This window comes from Nitrosomonas oligotropha (assembly GCF_009833085.1).
Taxonomy (GTDB): domain Bacteria; phylum Pseudomonadota; class Gammaproteobacteria; order Burkholderiales; family Nitrosomonadaceae; genus Nitrosomonas; species Nitrosomonas oligotropha.
The window spans coordinates 1-19,613 of sequence record NZ_QRBZ01000046.1 but is presented as its reverse complement, the minus strand read 5'-3'; the positions used below and the strand labels follow the sequence as shown (position 1 = coordinate 19,613).

Below are 19,613 nucleotides of genomic sequence, written 5' to 3'. Positions count from 1 at the left end.
CTAAATCCCGTGGTCTTGCCACGGGATTGTTTATTGTTGTTTTATAATTTCACTGTAATAACTACAATCCGCCCATTAATGCTGACTGAAGTGCACCCGCAACTGCACCACCTCCATTACCCTGAACATACTGCATAACGATTGGAATAAACTTCTGTACCATATCAGGTGCTAAGCCAAGCTGTTGAAATGAACTCGCTAAGCCAACTAAATTTCCATCTGCTCCACCCAAATTACCTGCCATGCTTGTTAAATTACCCGTCATACTACCGCTTCCTACTGCATTTGCAACAGGTGCGGCGGCTAGCAACCCTTGCATATTTGGAACGGAATTACCTAAGGCTGTAAAATCACCTGTCGACATTTTTGATTTGGCTAATTGGAAAAGTGCTCCTGACCCACCTTCTGCTTGCGGCTGTGTCACTCCTAATTGCTGCATTAATAACCCAGTCAATCCGGTGCTAGAGCTTGGCACAACCGCAGTAGCAGCTTGCCCAGCTTGCGTGCCTTGCTGCAGAATACCGGCTGCGCCCGTAAGATCATTTAAGTCGGCCGCATAAGAATTGGTAACTAGGAAAACAGCGGCACCTAATAAAGAATATCCAGTCAATAATTTAATTCTTTTCATAATTTACACCCCTTAATTAAGAACCGTTTGATGACATAGCCGTTGATTTGTAATTCGAATACATCCGCAAACTTATTAAACTACAGGCTTTCTATTTATCATCCGGATTTAGCATATTAAAAACCAATGCTGCCACTACACCGCCCGCAAAATCAGCGACCAAATGAATCCAGATATTGCTCCAATTCATCAAGCCCATTAATGGGGCGCCGATCGCTACTGCGGGATTGAAAGCACCCCCCGAAATACCTCCTACAGAAAAGGCGCCTACCATTACTATGAAGCCAATAGCCAAGCCATAAAAAGAATTGCCACTTGTCCCCTTCGCGGTAGCGACATTCAAAACCACATAAGCCAATGCAAAGGTAAACAAAAATTCTGCAATCAACGACTTAGTTACATCAAGTGTGTCCGAAGCTGTGCCCGATCCCACCAAAAATTGCGCAATACATGCCGCGGCGGCGGCTCCTGCTATCTGAGCGATCATATACACTGGCGCATCAGCAATTGAGCACTTACCACGCATCAGGACAGCCAGTGTCACCGCAGGATTGTAGTGTGCTCCAGAAATATGCCCACCCGCATAAACCATTACCATCAATACCGAACCGATCGCCAGGGGCGCAATAACTCCAGCGCTTCCAGGTATGACTGTCAAACCAATAGTTAAAACCAGAAAGAAAGTACCAATAAACTCAACGATAAACTTTTTCATGATCGATGCCCTCCTATCAATGTATTCATTCTGATGCAAATAGAATATCAGTCGGCTTGTACCCAAAATATCGCAACAACTTATTGCGTAACTCGCTTGCTTAAATGATACATTTCCATTTAAGCATAATATTTCTCTGATGTATCAACTATTTTTTATTACCATACAATTCGAAAAGCAATGCTAACCCTTTTGAGCAGATATACTCACTCGCATGAATTCAACTGAAAACATTTATCAAAAGACTTCTACTATGCACTGGACTCATGTACTCCTCATCGTTATCTTCACCATAGTAATCACCATAGCCGGAACCTACTGGGTACTCAAGACCTACATTTTCACAACGGCATTTACACCCGTTGTACTCGATACAAAGGAAGAAAGAACACTCCAAGACAAACTTAAGGCAATCGGTTATGACTTCGGATTTTCAGCACGATCCAAGCATAAAAAGGAAAGTGATGAAATCAATGAAAATGGTTTCTTGGAACCAGAGCCCTATTCAGAAAAAAATGCGCCACACACAATCACTTTCACAGAACGCGAATTGAATGCACTACTTGCTAAAAATACTGATCTTGCGCAAAAGCTGGCTATTGATCTTGCAAGTAACCTCATCAGTGCAAAACTGCTCATTCCGCTTGAAGAAGATTTTCCAGTTCTGGGCGGCAAAACACTGCGCTTTAATGCTGGCATCGGAATGGCTTATCTGCATGATAAACCGGTTATTATTCTCAAAGGTGTCAGCATCATGGGTATTCCCATCCCCAATGCTTGGCTGGGTGGATTAAAAAATATCGATCTAGTTAGCGAATTTGGCGTCGATCCAGGATTCTGGAAGTCCTTCTCGGAAGGCGTAGAAGACATTCAAGTCACGGATGGTCAAATCAGCATCAAGTTAAAAGAATAATCTACCTTTATTTGTGCAGCTCAACCATGATCATTTAACGCGTGAAATCGCTCAATTAATTCAATGAGAAAAGTCTGAATAATTATCAAGAGCGAACATCATTTTTTTCCACTTATCCACTTATCCACTTACAGATCACTAGACTTAGATATGCTTCTTATTTAGCTAAATTTTCTTAAAAATAATGATGACATCACTATTAAGTTTGACATACGCCCCTTTGAGGTGCATTGTTATTGCGTACTATGTAATATGTCATGTGAATGTGTTTTTTCAAGGTAAAGATCGGTATCGGTGCGGGATCAGCAATTTTTTATGGCTGTGTATGGTCTCGCGTAGTTTCAAATCAGAAAAAATAAGGAGCTACACATGAGTAAGAATAAAATTCTGGCTGCCTGCATTCTAAGCAGTACATTAATGATGTCATCAAGTGTCCAAGCAGAAAGCTATCTGACAGGTTTCACCAACAAGATAAGCCAGGGCGTGGCTAATATTGCTTTCGGATTTATCGAAATCCCGAAAAATATCATTAATATCACCAATGACCAAAATATTTTTGTAGGTATGACTTGGGGTGTTATTCGAGGAGTTGTACATGGAGTGAGTCGAACACTAGTAGGTGGCGCTGAGTTCTTAACTTCACCGATTCCAACTAGCGAGTTTGCCTCACCAGCCTATGTCTGGGATCGTTTTAGTGAAGATAGCCGCTATTTTGGCTTGCATTACCCCGGCTACTGGACTAACTACGGCCCATTGGATGATGGCGAGTAAGCCTGTTGCGACTAATTCAATCACGAGGATAACATCATGAAAAAATATCATTACTCTCTACTCGCAACTTTGATACTTTTCCTAACAGCTTGCGCTACACCTAGAATCGACACGGGAGATTTGAAAGCCGATATTAAATCAGCCAGATCAGGTCACTACGGTCAAGCCATGTTACATCAGGAACTATCTGAAGAAGATCTGGAGGTGGCTAATACCATTCTGAGGCATCTTGAGAAGAATCACTACTGGAATATCGACGAGAAGCAAAAAGCTTTGGATGCCGCTAAATCAGCCGCACGTCATCGTTTGGAGTCTGAGAAAGAAATGTGTCTATGGCTGACAGAAGTGCATAGCCAAAACCATCATAAAGGGGAAGCGATTCACGATACAGTTGCTTACTTCAAAACCGGTAGTTCTGTGCCTTTTAAAACAAAAGATGAATCCATTAGCAAAGTGGCTAGTTGGTTAAAAGCGCATCCCGATGCGACTGCAATCGTTACTGCGTCGACAGACACTGTTGGCAAACCAGCTTATAACCAGGATTTATCAGAAAAAAGAGCTAATGCGTTGGTACAGCAATTGGTAGCAAATGGCGCTAGACCCAACCAGTTAACTGTCAAAGCAATTGGTGAAGTCGCGGGTCTTGACAACACGCCGGATCAGGAAAATCGTGTGGCGATTGTGATCACGTCACATCCTAATTACATCGATTGTCCAAATGTGAAATAAGAGCTAATGACTCACCTGGCTTAAATTAAGATTAGCCGGGTGAGTCTATTTAATCCTAAAAAAAGGATTTACGGGGGTGTCCTAGATTTTGTGTAAATGGTGTTTAATAATGCCGAGGCATTCTTTCGTTAAATTGAATGGTAAACCTGTTTAGTGCAGGTTTCCAATCTCTTAGTGGCATAGACCATTTTTTGGCGATATTGCTGAGAGCCAAATAGTACAATTTGATCACGGCTTCATCGTTGGGAAACGATCCACGGCTTTTGCTGACTTTGCGTAGGCTCATATTGACTGATTCAATCGCATTGGTGGTATAAATGATGCGCCGTATCTCAGGCGGGTAGTCGAAAAACGGAATGATGCGCTGCCAATTATTGCGCCAAGACAGGGCAATCGGCGGATAAGCATTGTTCCCACTTATCTTCGAAGTCTGCCAGCGCTTGCTCAGCCTCATCAATCGTGGCGGCGCTGTAGACCAAACGTAAATCAGCAGCTACTTCCTTGCGTTTATTCCAGCCGACGTAGTTGAGACTGTTACGTACCATGTGCACGATACAGAGTTGTACAATGGCATGTGGATAGACGGTTTCAATCGCTTCGGGAAAGCCCCTTAAGCCATCAACACAGGCGATAAAGATATCTTGCACGCCACGATTCTTGAGTTCAGTGACAACGCTGAGCCAGAACTTGGCACCCTCGGTCTGAGCAATCCATAAGCCCAGTACTTCTTTATGGCCCTCCATGTTAATGCCGATCGCCAGGTAAATCGCCTTGGCACGAACACTACCAGCGTCACGAACTTTGACATGGATACAATCGAGATAGATCACAGGATACACCGCATCGAGAGGCCGGGATTGCCATTGCTTTACTTCATCCATTACGCCGTCAGTGACTGTGAAAATAAGCGCAGGCGATACTTCTGTGCCATACATTTCAGTGAGGTGCTGCTGGATTTCACGCACTGTCATGCCACGGGCATACAACGAGAGGATCTTGTCATCAAATCCCGCCCAACGGGTCTGATGTTTGGAAATGATCAGAGGCTCGAAGCTGCCTTCACGGTCACGGGGGATCTCGATGGGCAACTCACCTCTCAGGGTCTTGCGACTTTTACCATTTCTGGTATTGCCAGTGGCATTGATTACCGTTTCGTGCTTATCGTGACCAAGATGCTCGGCCATTTCTGCTTGCAAGGCACGTTCAACCAACGCTTTGGTGAGTTGCTTGAGAAGACCATGCTCACCGATTAAATCTTCTGGCTTTTTGTAATCGGCCAGCAGGCTATCAATTAGGCCGGTCGGCAGGGGGGTGGGTGTGGTCATTTTTACTCCAAAAATATATAAGCAGTTTCCTGCCAAATGACCATTTACACAAAATTATTTACACCCCCAGATCTGAAAACTTGGTTCTGCAACTTACCTTGCACAACCGAACTGTCCCATTAGTACTGACTTTGAGTTGAACATTTTGCCCTGCAATCAAATGCCACGGCCTTGTCAGTGGCATTTGATTTAAACTCTTAATGTTTATGTAATGCGGGAGTGGCCTCTGGTGCTTGTAGTTCAGTTACAAAGATTTCTACACGGCGATTCTTTGATCTATTTTCAGGAGTGTCATTTGATGCAACTGGCTCGTGAGAACCACGTCCATCAATATGGATACGATTGATAGATATACCTCGCCCAACCAGATAATCGCGTGTGCTGGCAGCTCGATTAATTGATAAGGGATTATTAATCGTATCGCTGCCGGTATTGTCTGTATGGCCAACAATTGTGATGGCTGTATTCGAATTATTAACCAAACTTGTTGCGAAGTTATCGAGGATCGGCTTAAAACCTGATTTAATATCAGATTTGCCAGAATCAAAAGAGATATCACTGGGAATATTTAGTTTAAGCCGATTATCTTCAGTTTGTGTGACTTCAACACCAGTACCTGCTGTAGCAGTTTCCATTTGCTGTTTCTGTTCTTCCATTCTTTGCGACCATAGATAACCTGCGCCTGCCCCTAATATCGCTCCTGAGCCTGCACCGATTGCAGCGCCTTTTCCGCCACCGATGAGCGCCCCAATCGCGGCGCCAGCACCGGCGCCAACCGCAGAGCCTTGTGCCGTACCCCGTTGCGACTCAGTCATTGTCGCACAACTACTTAATGCAGCGATAATTGCGGGTATCAAAAGTATTGTTCGTGTTTTCACAAAAATCTCCTTATTCTTGATAACGCGTTGAATTTAAAAATAATACAATAGGTTATTAGTTCAATTTTAATATACCTATGTACTATTTTCAGTATAATATATTTAAGAGTATATGAAGGTTTAAGTTGCGTCTTATCAGTCATTTTCAGTAATTTGTCTAAATTCCCCCTTGCAACTGAAAATAGTGTAAAGGCGTAATTTGATTTAATTTCATATTTACTCAATATCATTTTGAAATTTTTAATGATATGGTTAGATCTTACTGAAATTTCTTAATCGGCCATAAGTAACTGGTTAATGCAAAGAGGCTGAGAAACAGTCATTAAGCTTACTGGTGATGTATTGTATTAACAGCATAATAGCTTGTTAGTTGTTGGCAACATTCAATTTGAATACTCTGAGTTTCAGATTTGGAGTTGTATGCCAAGCGACCTATCTGAGTAACGTCACAGGGCAGCTTCGGTGTGTAGTACACCTGTCCGCTGAAATACTGCCAGACCACATTCTCGGACCAGCGGATCACCAGTTCTTCATCACTCAGATTGAATGCGTGTTTCAGATACAGCAAGGAAGCCATCAACCGAATCGGCAAACGCGGTCGGCCCGCAGCACTCACTCCTGTGCCACAGTCGCTAACGCTGTGCCGAAAATATCGCTGAACTCTACCACTTGGCCTTGACGATTCTTGCGCTCGAAAGCTGGTGCAAGTGCTGCTTCAATATCGGGCCACGGCAGTCGATTTGCCAATATCACTAAGGGGTGGTGCAGATCGATCATCTGGTCGAGACGAGCATGGAAAAAATCATCGGTCGGCATTTAAGTTTCCCCTAATTCCCTCAGGTTTTGATGCCTATATTATAATTTCTCAGGGATTTCAGCGTTTGCTAATCCGCATGCATTCGAACATTTATTCGGTTTTCAGGCGTTTTGCAGAACCGACTAATAACTTAGATCTGGTAATCACAATCTCCCTTTATTAACAAATTACTTTACATAGAATAGATAGTAGAGTTTATGCGAACTTTAGTTCGATTGATAAATGATTTTATTATATGAATCGTAAAGTACCGCCATATATTACAAGGGGCAACTTTGGGGGCAACTTACAAATAGTTAATTTAAAATAGCATAATATACATTACGTTATTTTAGTTATTAGATTGTCGCCGTCCCAAAAAACGGTCTAATCCAGACCACTCAAGACCAACTAAGACCCATATAAAACAGGGTCTTAGTTCCAGTCTCACAAATCACCCATTAGTCTCAGTTGGTCTCCAAAGGCCTCGGTTGTGGCACAAAAATGACACAAATTTGCCACAAGTCATTTATGCCGATAATCTCACTGAAGCTTATGGAACAGAAAAATGCCGCCGCATTCGGCGACACATTTTCACAGAACTTTCCCCTATCGCGGGAGATCTGGCAGCTCACTATGTCAAAACCGCTGAACGCTTCAGTTTCGAGCAAGCAAACCATGCGTTAATCGATATTCATAACCAGCTACGCATTGAAGATCTAAATCTATGCGCTGATCCTGAAGAACTGCTCAAGGCCGCCAAGCGCTTCGCTGAAAAATGCTATCTGGCACGCCATCGCATAGAAATACCACTGGAAGCCTATCAAGCCTGTTTGCGGATCGTCGATCACTACCAAGTCAAACGGCCATCCATCAAAGGCGATAACCTGGAACCGGCTCTGAATCGGATGTGCTGCCATCGCTGGTGGTATCGTAGAATCCAGATATTGCGATTGCGCAAGATTGAAACCATTTCCAGAAATATTGAGTTGGTCAGCCGTCTCCGTGGCACCTATGCCAGCGATTACACCATTCATGTAAAACGCAAGCAAAAGGAGAAAAACCGGCTCTATCTGGCCTCTACCTTTGTAAGTAATGAAAATGGTGAGCTTTTTTCCCTACAAAACCTAGCCGATCGTTCGGTATCCAATCCAGCTATTCGTCGTGCTGAATTGATGGTACGTATCCGAGGGTTTGAAATGGTCGCTGATCATCTGGGGCATGTGGGAGAGTTCTATACTCTTACCACCCCTTCCCGCATGCATGCCTGCTTGCACAACGGCGCGAGCAATCCACGCCATGACGGCACAACCACACTTCAGGCTCATGAATACTTGACGCACCTTTGGGCGTTGATCCGCGCCGAACTGGATAGAAAAGACATACGATCTTACGGATTTCGTGTCGTAGAGCCGCACCACGACGGAACCCCGCATTGGCATTTGCTGTTATTCATGCCAGACAAGCACCGCGAAACCGTGCGTAAAATTATGAGCCATTATGCCTTGATGGATAGTGGTGATGAACCTGGCGCACAAAAACATCGCTTCAAAGCCGTTGCCATTGATCCAGAAAAAGGCACAGCCGCAGGTTACATTGCCAAGTACATTGCCAAGAATATTGACGGTTATGCGTTGAATCAAGATTTGTATGGGAATGATTCTGTAAAAGCGGCTGAGCGCATCACAGCTTGGGCGAATACCTGGGGCATTCGCCAGTTTCAACAAATTGGCGGCCCAAGTGTCACCGTCTGGCGGCAATTAAGAAAACTGGACAAAACCGACGACCCGGAACTTGAGTCAATTCGTCAGTCAGCGACTGCCAGCGATTGGGCAGCCTTCATGCTGGCGATGGGAGACCCTGAAACTCCGCACCGCTCGCAAGCTATTAAACCTTATTACGAACACAGCCAGCAACTCAATCCAGTAAACGGAGAAGTTTATTCACCGCTCATTGGGCGTTATGGCGACACTGCCCCACTTCGTGTTGCCGGTATTGTTTGGAAGGGCTCGAGCTATGGTACCCGCAAGCATGTTTGGATGCTTTTCAAAGTCAACAGCGAGGACGTGACATTAAGGAGCGAGGCGCAAGCCGAGCGCACGCAATGTCTCGCCGGAGCTGTTTCTCTTGGACTTGTATCAATAACTGTACCAACCCCTTTTTATCATCCGGAGGTTATCCATGAGAACCCAACTCAACACTAAAAATGATCCACTAAAAAACATTATGAATCCATTTACTTTAGATGAAGCCGTGTCCTTGATTTACCGTTTGGCCATCCTCAAAAAGGACGCGCCGCAACTGGGAAAGAAATACAGCATTACACAAATCGGCCATATCTGCGGTGTACTGACGATTAATGATCAAATCGAGATTGTTATCAAGTTTCATGACGAAATGCGCCAATTCACTAAGGAGGAGTTTTACGCTCAAGTGAAGCTTCTCGACGAGTAGGACAAGCATCTTATTGACTACTAAGATCAGTAGTGTATTATCAAGACAGATATTAACTAACAGGAACACTACTGATCATGGAAACCAATCAAAGAAAACTGTTTGATCTAAACTTAAGTGAAGAACAGGAGCAGATTCTTTTAAAGAATATCAAAGAATTCAGGGGTGTTGGTACCACGCTTGAAAGCGCATTAGGTGCTTTGATCATGGGCCAATACTTCGGTTGGCGCGTTCTTAAAATACTTCATAACCCGCTCACCTATCGCCGATACGAAAATATCCTAGGTATTAAGTTTCAGGATGTTTGCCCAGAAACAACCCACTATAGTGAAACAAAGAGTGTGGGTTATGCCATCACGCAAAAACTCGGCAGTTTCTGGGCGGTTGTGATGGGTAAGCGCAAAGTGGCAGATAAGGGTTTGATCGAGGATCAAGCGGAAGTTGAAAAGCACGTAGCCAAGCATATTGCCGGTAATGACGGGGAGGAAAAGAAATGAACCACTCCGATCGACAACTGGTAACTGTCAAGAAATGTGCGGAACTGACGGGCTTATCTGAAAATGCCATCCGGCAGTATTTGAAAAAAGGACAATGGAGATTCGGAATTCATTGGTTCAAGTCCGAGAATAAAAAAGTATTTATAAGCATGACTGCAGCTAATCTATGGATGCAAGGCAAAGAGGCATAACAAAACGTGGCAACAGCGTCCAGTTATCGTTCACCTTCCAAGGTGTACGCTGCCGTGAGACTATTCCCATGCCGCCGACGAAAACCGCACTTAAAGAACTAGCCCTTAAGCTGCAAGCCATCAAGCACGAAATCAAAATCGGCACCTTCGATTATTTCCGACATTTTCCGTACAGCAAGAAAGCCAAGGAATTCAGGAAGACCCGCCCCGATCTCTACACGATCAAGGAAGCGCTTATTAACTGGTTGCGCCGCAACCAAGCCAAACTGCAAAAAAGCACGTTGCAAGACTATAACAGCGCCATCTATCATCATTTGATTCCAACCTTTGGTGATCTCGCCATTGCCGAGCTGACCGCCAGCAAAGTCAAAGAATGGCTGTCGGAGCTTCCTTGCTCCAACAAAAGAAAAGGCAACATTCTGACCCCGTTGCGCCAAACGTTCGAGGAGCTTTATCATGACGAAATTATCGACAAAAACCCCTTAACGAGGGTTAAGAACCTTCCCAACAAAACCCGAGAGCCCGAACCGTTCACCCAATATGAAATCGCCAAAATCCTGAATGAACTCACCGAACAAGCAAAAAACCTGATTCAGTTTGCGTTTTATTCGGGCCTCAGAACTTCCGAATTGATCGCACTTAGCTGGCAGGATGTGGACTTTGAAAATAACCGGGTATTTGTCAGCAGTGCTTATGTTCGCGGACAACTGAAAGACACCAAAACCAAATCGGGGAAACGTGAAGTCATACTACAACCGCAAGCCAGAGATGTCCTGCTCAATCAACAAAACTTTACCAAGCAACAAAACGAAACCGTTTTTCACGATCCAGACACCCATCAGCCGTGGAGAAACGATCAACCGATCCGCAAGAAAGTCTGGATTCCGGCACTGAAAAGAGCAGGAATAAAATACCGCAATCCCTACCAAACCCGTCACACTTTCGCATCGGCGATGCTTTCAAGAGGTGAAAATCCCATGTTTGTGGCCCAGCAAATGGGGCATAAGGATTGGGGACAGATCAGAAAAGTTTATGGGAGATGGATTCCTTCATCAAAATAATTGCCAAAGTCCCGTAATGGGACTACTATTTCGGCTATGAGAATTATCGCTCTGTCGACCTTGAAAGCATTCTGGGAAGATAATCCGTCTTACACCGATGCAATTCAACCAGCACTCGCTTGGTACCGACATGCATTAAAAGCAAACTGGTCAACGCCTACAGAAGTAAAAGCGGATTTCAAAAGTGCCAGTATCCTCAAAGACGGCAGAGTCGTATTCAATATTGCTGGTAATAAATACCGGTTGGTGGTATGGATCAACTACGCTTACAGCATTGTTTATATCCGTTTCATCGGCACACATGCTCAATACGATCAAATCGATGCACAAACGATTTAGCACTAGGAACAAACTTATATGGACATCAAACCAATCAAAACCGATGCTGATTACCGCGCAGCGCTGAAAAAAGTGGAATCACTCATGATGGCAGAACCGAATACGCCGGAAGGTGAAAAACTGGATATTTTGGTAACGCTAATCGAAGCCTATGAACTTAAACATTTTCCGCTTGACTTGCCTGATGCTGTAGAAGCCATCAAATTTGAAATGGAGCATAAAGGTTTAACCGTTAAAGACCTGGAACCAATGATTGGAAAAAGTAACCGCGTCTATGAAGTTCTAAACCGAAAACGCGCACTAACGCTAAGAATGATTCAGAAACTGCACCAAGAATTAGGCATTCCTGCTGAGTCTTTGATTAAACAATCCACTCCGACAAATAATGTTTAAAAAACGTTTGCCAATATCAATCGACTCTGCCCCCTATGATTACTTCTTTCCAATTGATAAAAAATAATAATTCTTCATTCTGGACCTGACACCGATTTGTGTGACACCGATTTGTGACACCGATTTGGACAACCCTCTTTTGATTTGCTACGCTAAGAATCCTGATCTCCAGAACTGTATACCATTCTTTTTAAGAATGATATGACATTAGCAAATTGAACTACCATCACAAATACTTTAATGTGTGGTAGGTATATAGAAACTATATAATTACTTGTTATGATTTTAGGATGTCGCAATGAGGCAATTTTTAACGACCCTACGAAGAGATGGATATTTTGATTTCTACTCAAATTTAATAGAGATAGAAAAATATGATGCGAGATCAAAATTTGATCTTCAAAAAATCCTTAAAGGGAGGCCTGAATCACTCGCTGAATACTGGCAAGCAGAAGCAATGTCATTATTTATCCACGAGTACACTCATTTTCTAGACATTACAAGTACAGCTTGGGGATTAGAGTTTCTACTCCGAAAGAATAACGTATCTAAATCTCTTGGAAACCCCGAAGCTATCGAAAAATACTCACCAGTCTTTATGCTTAATTTAGCTGAGATTGATGTGCACACCAAGCTACTAAAAATTTATAGTGATAAAGAACTTATAGCCTGCAAAACGGAACATTCAGCAATTTACAGTGAGGATTACGGTTCAATAATAGTTGTGTACTTCTCTGATAATAACAAAAAAGTAATTGAAACACCTTTAAGCATGCTATCAGTTCTTGAGTCAAATGCATATGCTAGTGAAATTCTAACGAAGATTCGCTACTTAGAAGCTAAAGGTAGTGCAGATGATATGATATTTCTTGAGGTTGAGGTTAATCACTATCTAAACTCCGCAATGTTTTCTGAGTATAGTCTGCTTATTATTTTGTGCAGAAAGCACTTTGAATATTTGTCATTAAAGGAGTGCCTGATTTTTTTTCAGGCGCTGGTATCACGTGTTCTTAATATGAGTCAGATAAACTTGTCGATCATTTCATCATTTCTTAAATATACGTTTAAAAACAAATATGTTGGTAACGCGATTTGCAAAGATATACAGAGAGGCATGTCTAGGCAGGTTGTTATATTTAAGCTGATACTAATGCTTCATCAGTTCATTAACGAATATGAAAATAAAGTTGATCTGATAAAGTTAATGAAAACAAGCCCAAACAAATTGTTAAGTATCTTCTTTAATGACAACAGTATTTCCATTCAGGATAGCTTAGATTTCGGTGATTTTACGGAATTTACAATTTTGCTCAACATAGCGGCCAAAGATTACTTGATGCCAGAGCATAAGATCCTTACGGAATCTGCAAACCATAATCATGAAGTGTTGAAGAGAGCTAATTGGGGGAAATTATCTCTCTCTGACTTCAGATTGATAGATTGCTTTTTGTCTGATGGGGGGGTTATCAGTGCGCCCACTAGAATTGATTTTAATGTCGAGGATTACTTTGAAAGAAATCTGGATTCCTTGGTGCAATTAGAAGGAGTTTATAAAACGGCACAAGTAACAAAGTTTCACATTCACCCTAACGATGTTTCATATGTATAATAAAAACAAAGCATTGTAGTAGATAAACCACTGAAGGCGGCGTTAGCCCGCAAGTAGAAATTCTATGAAACAGGAGATGGTTCATCATTATACAAGCATTAATACTCTTGCTCTTATCCTTCAAAGCAAGAAGATTCGCTTTAATCGCCTTGATCGCGTTGATGATGTAAGTGAAGCACAAGCCTATGGGAAATACGATCTTTCAAAATATCTGTTTGTAAGTTGTTGGACAGACAAATTAGAGGAAAGCATTCCTCAATGGCATATGTACACAGAAAATATGACTGGTGTACGTATCTCTTTGCCTAAAGATTTCATGGATTATAAGCCCCTTGATATTCCGAAAGAGGCAGGAATCATATTGACAGATAATAATATTGTCTCCCCGATTTCATGGACTCAAATATTTGCAGAAAATTATTTTATATTCCCTTTTTTCGCCAACAAAAACATGATCGAAAGAAAAATCATCTATGTTGATGACATACAAGGCATTTATAGTGATGCAGTTAAAATTGATGTCGACTCAAATGGAAAGGCAACGATGGAATTTAAAAGGATTGGTGATTTGGCTTGTCACAAACATAAGTCATGGGCATTTCAAGATGAATTTCGTTTCGTATTTTTTGCAGTTCCATCTTTAAAAATTCCTCCTGACGGCTTTACAAATGAAAACTTTATTTCTAGTTTTACAAACCACATAATTCAATGCATCCATGATCACGTTGCTCCACCTATTAATTATTTTGACATTGATATTGGCGAAGCCTTAAATAGTGTTCAAATCACCCTTGGCCCAAAGTGCAATCAGGGGCATAAGGTAATAGTGGAAGCTTTGGTAAAAGAATATACAACCCATGGTATAGTAGCCGATAGCATACTATCCGGGTCACTTCGCCATCCTATTAGACTGTGAAAGAATTAAGGGTTAAAAAGGTGCTACAGTCGGACAAAGTCAAGATGTCATGTCATCTTGATTTCGCCGCTGAGCAACGGCGTTACACGTATATCTATCAACTTGAAATAATTGCCGCCTATATGCAAACTCGCGCGTACACCGCTCAAGTAACTCGGGAAGTTACAAATACATAAATATGCAAGCTAACAGAAGATAATACTTTTACCACGAATAAACATATGATTATAGTTGGCATTACTCTTGATAGCCTTAGTAAATGAGTTTAGACTTAACTCTATAAATATTTGTTTTTCTTAATCTCATGAAAATGTCTTAAATTGACACAAAAATAGCAGAGGTAAACAATAAATGATTGATATGCCTACAATAGACCAAGGTTCGATTCCCGCCGTCCCACCATAATGCTTCCAATACCATCCAACACCGTCGAAAAGACGGTGTTTTAACTTGCATTCCCGCATAATAATTATCGATGAAAATTTTTTACGATCCGATAAAATCCGCGCATTAGTGGGGGTATCGGTGGAAAGTTGGCAGATAAGTCAAAAGTGGACACGGAAATCATTCCAATGCACCGTGAAGCATGATTGGCATGTGCTCCAATCAAAATCGCGCAATGTTACTGAAGCAAGATCAATAGCCCCAATCTTCATGCCTGACCGGTAAACGATTCAATTCTTCCCGGTAAAACCGCCATTTCGGCATGAATTGATCCATCAATGCTATAAAGCGGCTGTTATGCGTCGGTTCCAGCAGGTGGGTCATTTCGTGCACAACGATATATTCCAAACAAGCCAGCGGTTTCTTTGCTAATTCCGTATTGATCCGGATACTGCCGGAATGAACGCTGCAACTGCCCCATTTGGTTTTCATCCTTTGCACATAAACCCTTTGCACAGTGATGCCCATGCGCGGCTGCCACTTTTCGATCAATGCCGGGACTGCTTGCTTGAGATTGTTCCGATACCAGGTTTCAAGAATAGCCAGCTTTCTTTCTCGGTTCGTTCCAGGGCGTACCGACAGAAGCATTTTGCTGTGCTTCAATTCAACGGACGGCGGCGCGTCTTTTTCATCAACTTTGAGCAGATAGCGCTTTCCCCAGACATAATGGCTTTCGCGGTCGATATATTCCCGTGGCGCCTCGCGTTTCTGTGCTCGTAACTTTGTTTGCTGTTTCTTGATCCATCCCAGCTTGGATATGACAAACACCCGGACGGTATCCGGCGTCATGCTGACCGGTGCCGATACTTTGACCTTGCCATCCGGCGGGTAAACGCTCAAATGCACATTCTTGATGTTTTTATGAATCACTTCCACATCAAGATCGTTCAGCTTCATGGTGGCAATGTCAGTAGTCACTTTGCTGTTTGACGATGGCAAAAATGCGCTCGACTTCTTCCACATCGTTGACGATTTTGAAAATCGCTTGTTGGATATCGCTTTCTCTTGCCGGATTACCGCGCCAATTATCTTGCTTGCTGTCCATCACCGCGTCATTTATTTGCAGCACCAGCGCCTCGTTTTTGCCTAAGTTGTTATACAGCGCACGCTTGGCCTGGGTATCCAGCGACTTAGGCGTATCGTCTGGTTGTGCTGCCACCACCTTGTTGGCCAGATCGGCGATCTTTTGCAGATATTCCTGATAATTGAGGGCGTTTTGTTTGCGCTGCTTGATGATCTCATCCAGCAGCTTCGACATTTTTTCAAAATACGCCGGATCGAGCAGGTGGTTTTTGATGATATGGCTGCGCACATTGTTTTCGATGGTTTCGGCCACCGCTTCTTTATTGGCTTTAATGCCGTCCGGTAAGGTATCGATGGCCTCGGCGATGCCGCTTTTTTGGATAATCTCCAGAATCGGCATATCGGCGAAAGGAGAGATCACCATCGATTCTTCCGCCTGGATATAACGGTCGATCAGATGGCGCATGTCCGCTTCATACGCTTTCAGGTCAATTTTCTCATTGGAAGCATTTTTGATGACATCGCGCAGTTTAAGGAAGTGATCCACGCGGGTTACGATTTGCTCAGTCGCATCGGCGCTGTAACCGGCAGCGTCCATGTCGTTGCCGATGTTGGCGTAAGCGCGGATCAAGTTGGCGGTGGCTTTGTATAACGCCGTCCGTTGCACTTCGCGTGCTTTCAAGTCTTCGGGAATCTCGGTATTGCCGCAAAAGTAATGGATATGCTCCAGATCGCCTTTGGGCGATTCCACTTTCTCGCACAGCAGCTCCAGCGCTTCCAGCGCATTGTCCAGCCACTCGCGGCCCTTGCTCAGCCGGTCTTGGATCAGGATATCGCAATCCTTGGCTTCAAACTGATCGTAATCCAGTTCTCCGGTATATACCTGAATCGCGCCGGTGCCTTTCTCGTTCACCAGTTTCTTGAACAAATCCTTGTAATCCACGATGAAGCCGAATTTCTTGTCTTCGCTATCGAGACGGTTCACCCGGCAGATGGCCTGGAACAATCCATGATCCTGCATCGATTTATCGATATACAAATACGTGCAGCTGGGCGCATCGAAACCGGTCAGCAATTTATCGACCACGATCAACAGCTTCATATTCGCCGGTTCGTCGACAAACAGCCTTTTTGCCTTGTCTTCGTAAGTCTCGGTCTTGGATTTGCCCGGTTCAGCGCTGACATCCTTCAGCAAGACGTCATAAGTGTTATAGATGACTTGCTTGTCCGTTTCGGTGTTCGCGCCGGTTTCTTCGGTGGTAATGTCCCGGGATTGCGGATTGTACGAAGTGACCACCGCGCATTTGCCTTTCAACTCGGTTGCCTGGAACAGCTCGTAATAGCGGCAGGCCTCGAAAATGCTCGATGCCACCAGAATGGCGTTACCCATTTGCGTACTCAAACGCGGCTTCACGCTGAAATCCCCGACGATATCGGTCACCACCTTATCCATGCGCGATTTGGAGCTGAGTAAGTTTTGCATCGTGCCCCACTTCTTTTTCAGCTCGGCTTTCTGGAAATCGTTCAATCCTTTGGTTTTAGCGGCAAACCATTCGTCGATTTTTTGCTGTGAACTTAAGCGCTGATCGATGTCGCGCGCCTCGTACACCAGGTCGAGCACCACGCCGTCTTCCACCGCTTCGTTGAATTTATAGGTATGGATATATTTGCCGAACACTTCCAGGCTGGTGGCTTTGTCTTTCTTCAACAACGGCGTGCCGGTAAAGCCGATGAAAACCGCGCCGGGCAACAACGCTTTCATGGTTTTGTGCAGCTTGCCGCTTTGCGTGCGATGGCATTCATCGACGAAAATAAACAATTCGCCGACGGCATAGCTTGGCTGGCTTTGCAGTTGCTCGATAAAAGCGTCGAAGTCATCGACATCGTGTTTGCCGAACTTATGCACCAAAGAGCACAACAGACGCGGCTTGGCCTGACCCAGTTGCGCCATCAGATCGCGCCCGCTGTGCGTGCGGTAAATCGCTTCCCCGGCATCCCTGAAAACGCTTTCGATCTGTTTATCCAGTTCATCGCGGTCGGTGACGATGGCGATGCGGGCATGCGGATTATTTTCCAGTATCCACTTGGCGAGCAGTACCATGACGATGCTTTTGCCGCTGCCCTGGGTGTGCCAGATGATGCCGCCTTCCTTGCGGCGCACATGCGCCTGCGCGGCTTTGACGCCGAAATACTGGTGCGCGCGCGGCAATTTCTTGACGCCGCCATCAAACAACACAAAGTCGTACAGTAATTCTATCAGGCGTTGCTTGGTGCACATTTTGGCGAGGTATTTATCCAGCTTGTAGCCGCTGTTGTCCGCCTCGTCTTCTTTCCACTTCAGGAAAAACTTCTCCGGCGTGCCGATGGTGCCGTATTGCAACCCTTCGGAATCGTTACCGGCAAACACGAACTGGATGGTGCTGAAAAATGCGCCGATGAATTCCGGTTGTTGATTCACCAGGTTTTGACGGATGCCATCGCCGATGGAAACACGGCTGTTTTTCAGTTCCAGCACCCCGATGGCGATACCGTTGACGTACAGCACGATATCCGGGCGTTTCTCCTTTTCACCGAATACCGTCACTTCTTCGGCAATGTAAAAGTCGTTTTGCTCAGGATTCCGCCAATCGATCAAATGCACCGTATCGGTAAGCAGTCCGGCTTCCGTTTTGACCGGCACGCCATAGCGCAGCAGTTGATAGATATCCTTGTTGTTGTGATACAGATTCTGGGCGTGATTATTGGCCGCGCTGTGCAATTTATCCAGCGCCTTGTTGATCTGGCTTTGATCGTAACCGTTGGCGGTCAGGTAGCGCGTCAATTGCGGCACTTCGATGTTGCTGTTGTCCGGCTTGTCTTCCAGATTGCCGAGATAGCGATAGCCCAATTGTTCGCGAAACAGGTTCACGACACGGTTTTGCGTCACCCGTTCGGGTTTGGAGACGGAATCGCTGCTGAACGGACTGGTGCTCACGCAACCGCTCCGGTGTTGCTTTCCGGTTTCACCAAGCGGATACGGCCGGTCAGCAGGTTCTGCATCATGCCTTGCTTGATGTGCCGGTATTTGGCGAGTTTGGCTTCGAGTGCGGCGATTTCGGCGTCCATGCCGGAGAGGATGGTGGCGATGCGGGTTTGTTCATCAATACTACTAGGGATATAGATAGGTAAGTTTGAATATTCCTTTCCATTTATACCTGGTTGTCCAGTACGCATCGAGTTAACAACAACCCAATTCCAATAGAGTACTGTCTGTGTATAGTATTTAAAATACAGAGAATTCAACTTCTCTTTATCAGGCTTTATTCGAATTAGAAATCCTGCGAAAACTAATTTTCCATCTTTCTTATCATATAAATAAGTTTTACCCACACTTGCCCCAGTTCTTGCAAAAACTAATTCACCATCCTGAAGAAAATATTCGTGTGAACAAGGATGATTAACAGATACGCAGTTTTCGTTCAGATATTGACCATTTTCAGAGATATCGGTGATACGAATATATTTAGGCAATAAAAGTGAAAAAGGCGCGGCTGGAGCGTTAATTCCATAATCTGGGGCAGTTTGTAAGCAACTACCCAACTTCTTCACCACCCATCCCGCTTTTAACCGTCCATTTTCATAAGGATTGAGCAGGGTTTGCATGGTGCCTTGTTTGATCTGGCGTTTTTTGGCGATGAGGCGAGTGAGGGATTGAATCAGGGCATCGGCATCGCTTAAAGCGTTGGCGATGGAGGTTTGTTCGGCTTTGGTTGGTGGGAGTGGAATAAGTCCTTGTTTAATGTCTTTTGTCCCGATATTTGCCTGAACACCTAAAGATGCTACAGATTTTGAATAGCTTCTCCATTCTTTCTGATTCGATAAAGTGTAAGAAATCTCAGGGTTGTTTACAGAGAGGTTGATAGAAATAAGCGTTGAGTATTTCATAAGGAGT

Annotated in this window: 18 protein-coding genes and 2 pseudogenes; 12 read left to right on the top strand and 8 right to left on the bottom strand. The window is 44.0% G+C overall.

Annotation, left to right across the window (positions count from 1 at the left end; all coding sequences use genetic code 11):
- Nucleotides 1–61: 61 nt before the first annotated feature.
- Nucleotides 62–628 carry a DUF2780 domain-containing protein gene (locus tag ABD07_RS13675; RefSeq protein WP_160818749.1) on the bottom strand — a complete coding sequence of 189 codons (567 nt, stop codon included), beginning with the start codon at nt 626–628 and terminating at the stop codon, nt 62–64.
- A gap of 91 nt (nt 629–719) precedes the next feature.
- Nucleotides 720–1,343, bottom strand: coding sequence for an MIP/aquaporin family protein (locus ABD07_RS13670; RefSeq protein ID WP_164502854.1), 624 nt, complete (start codon nt 1,341–1,343; stop codon nt 720–722).
- 214 nt (nt 1,344–1,557) lie between these two features.
- Between ABD07_RS13670 and ABD07_RS13665 the strand changes: the two genes are divergently transcribed.
- The 3 genes from ABD07_RS13665 to ABD07_RS13655 all read left to right on the top strand — a co-directional run bounded on the left by ABD07_RS13665 (nt 1,558) and on the right by ABD07_RS13655 (nt 3,756).
- A complete protein-coding gene (locus ABD07_RS13665; protein ID WP_160818748.1) occupies nt 1,558–2,256 on the top strand; it encodes an arginine N-succinyltransferase in 699 nt (232 codons plus the stop codon).
- Between the two features lie 369 nt (nt 2,257–2,625).
- Nucleotides 2,626–3,027 carry an exosortase system-associated protein, TIGR04073 family gene (locus ABD07_RS13660; protein WP_160818747.1) on the top strand — a complete coding sequence of 134 codons (402 nt, stop codon included), beginning with the start codon at nt 2,626–2,628 and terminating at the stop codon, nt 3,025–3,027.
- Nucleotides 3,028–3,063: 36 nt separating this feature from the next.
- Nucleotides 3,064–3,756 carry an OmpA family protein gene (locus ABD07_RS13655; protein ID WP_160818746.1) on the top strand — a complete coding sequence of 231 codons (693 nt, stop codon included), beginning with the start codon at nt 3,064–3,066 and terminating at the stop codon, nt 3,754–3,756.
- A gap of 103 nt (nt 3,757–3,859) precedes the next feature.
- Here ABD07_RS13655 and ABD07_RS13650 read toward each other — a convergent pair.
- From ABD07_RS13650 to ABD07_RS15095, 3 genes and pseudogenes are all read right to left on the bottom strand, one after another.
- Nucleotides 3,860–5,081 (bottom strand): annotated as a pseudogene (locus ABD07_RS13650) (IS256 family transposase).
- Between the two features lie 197 nt (nt 5,082–5,278).
- Entirely contained in the window at nt 5,279–5,959 is a 681-nt protein-coding gene (locus ABD07_RS13645) for a YiaD family glycine zipper/OmpA-like lipoprotein (protein WP_476703650.1), read from the bottom strand.
- 427 nt (nt 5,960–6,386) lie between these two features.
- Nucleotides 6,387–6,775: pseudogene (locus ABD07_RS15095) on the bottom strand (transposase); the annotation flags it as partial.
- A 495-nt stretch (nt 6,776–7,270) separates the two neighbouring features.
- On the opposite strand from ABD07_RS15095, the gene ABD07_RS13630 reads away from it, so the two are divergent.
- The 9 genes from ABD07_RS13630 (at nt 7,271) to ABD07_RS13590 (ending at nt 14,215) form a co-directional block, all read left to right on the top strand.
- Nucleotides 7,271–8,959: a replication endonuclease gene (locus ABD07_RS13630; protein ID WP_240142570.1), complete on the top strand. Its 1,689-nt coding sequence runs from the start codon at nt 7,271–7,273 to the stop codon at nt 8,957–8,959.
- Complete coding sequence (locus ABD07_RS13625; protein WP_160818742.1) at nt 8,937–9,209, top strand: hypothetical protein; 273 nt, start codon at nt 8,937–8,939, stop codon at nt 9,207–9,209. Before ABD07_RS13630 ends, ABD07_RS13625 begins: the two co-directional genes overlap by 23 nt.
- Before the next feature lie 77 nt (nt 9,210–9,286).
- A complete protein-coding gene (locus ABD07_RS13620; protein ID WP_160818741.1) occupies nt 9,287–9,706 on the top strand; it encodes a hypothetical protein in 420 nt (139 codons plus the stop codon).
- Nucleotides 9,703–9,897 carry a MerR family transcriptional regulator gene (locus tag ABD07_RS13615; RefSeq protein ID WP_110341217.1) on the top strand — a complete coding sequence of 65 codons (195 nt, stop codon included), beginning with the start codon at nt 9,703–9,705 and terminating at the stop codon, nt 9,895–9,897. The genes ABD07_RS13620 and ABD07_RS13615 overlap by 4 nt, the downstream gene beginning before the upstream one ends.
- Nucleotides 9,873–10,958 carry a tyrosine-type recombinase/integrase gene (locus tag ABD07_RS13610; protein ID WP_160818740.1) on the top strand — a complete coding sequence of 362 codons (1,086 nt, stop codon included), beginning with the start codon at nt 9,873–9,875 and terminating at the stop codon, nt 10,956–10,958. Before ABD07_RS13615 ends, ABD07_RS13610 begins: the two co-directional genes overlap by 25 nt.
- A gap of 36 nt (nt 10,959–10,994) precedes the next feature.
- Nucleotides 10,995–11,297: a type II toxin-antitoxin system HigB family toxin gene (locus ABD07_RS13605; RefSeq protein ID WP_160818739.1), complete on the top strand. Its 303-nt coding sequence runs from the start codon at nt 10,995–10,997 to the stop codon at nt 11,295–11,297.
- A gap of 18 nt (nt 11,298–11,315) precedes the next feature.
- The gene (locus ABD07_RS13600) at nt 11,316–11,690 is read left to right on the top strand and encodes a helix-turn-helix domain-containing protein (RefSeq protein WP_160818738.1); all 375 of its coding nucleotides are present in this window, start codon (nt 11,316–11,318) and stop codon (nt 11,688–11,690) included.
- 298 nt (nt 11,691–11,988) lie between these two features.
- A complete protein-coding gene (locus ABD07_RS13595) occupies nt 11,989–13,299 on the top strand; it encodes a hypothetical protein (protein WP_160818737.1) in 1,311 nt (436 codons plus the stop codon).
- A gap of 64 nt (nt 13,300–13,363) precedes the next feature.
- Nucleotides 13,364–14,215 carry a DUF2971 domain-containing protein gene (locus ABD07_RS13590; protein ID WP_160818736.1) on the top strand — a complete coding sequence of 284 codons (852 nt, stop codon included), beginning with the start codon at nt 13,364–13,366 and terminating at the stop codon, nt 14,213–14,215.
- 636 nt (nt 14,216–14,851) lie between these two features.
- Here ABD07_RS13590 and ABD07_RS13585 read toward each other — a convergent pair.
- The 3 genes from ABD07_RS13585 to ABD07_RS13575 all read right to left on the bottom strand — a co-directional run.
- A complete protein-coding gene (locus ABD07_RS13585; protein WP_338040595.1) occupies nt 14,852–15,577 on the bottom strand; it encodes a M48 family metallopeptidase in 726 nt (241 codons plus the stop codon).
- Nucleotides 15,567–18,656 (bottom strand): HsdR family type I site-specific deoxyribonuclease, encoded by a 3,090-nt coding sequence (locus tag ABD07_RS13580; RefSeq protein ID WP_160818735.1) that lies wholly within the window; start codon nt 18,654–18,656, stop codon nt 15,567–15,569. Before ABD07_RS13580 ends, ABD07_RS13585 begins: the two co-directional genes overlap by 11 nt.
- Nucleotides 18,653–19,613, bottom strand: a 961-nt coding sequence (locus ABD07_RS13575) for a restriction endonuclease subunit S (RefSeq protein ID WP_193566067.1), incomplete at its 5' end; no start/stop codon positions are given. The genes ABD07_RS13575 and ABD07_RS13580, both read right to left, overlap by 4 nt.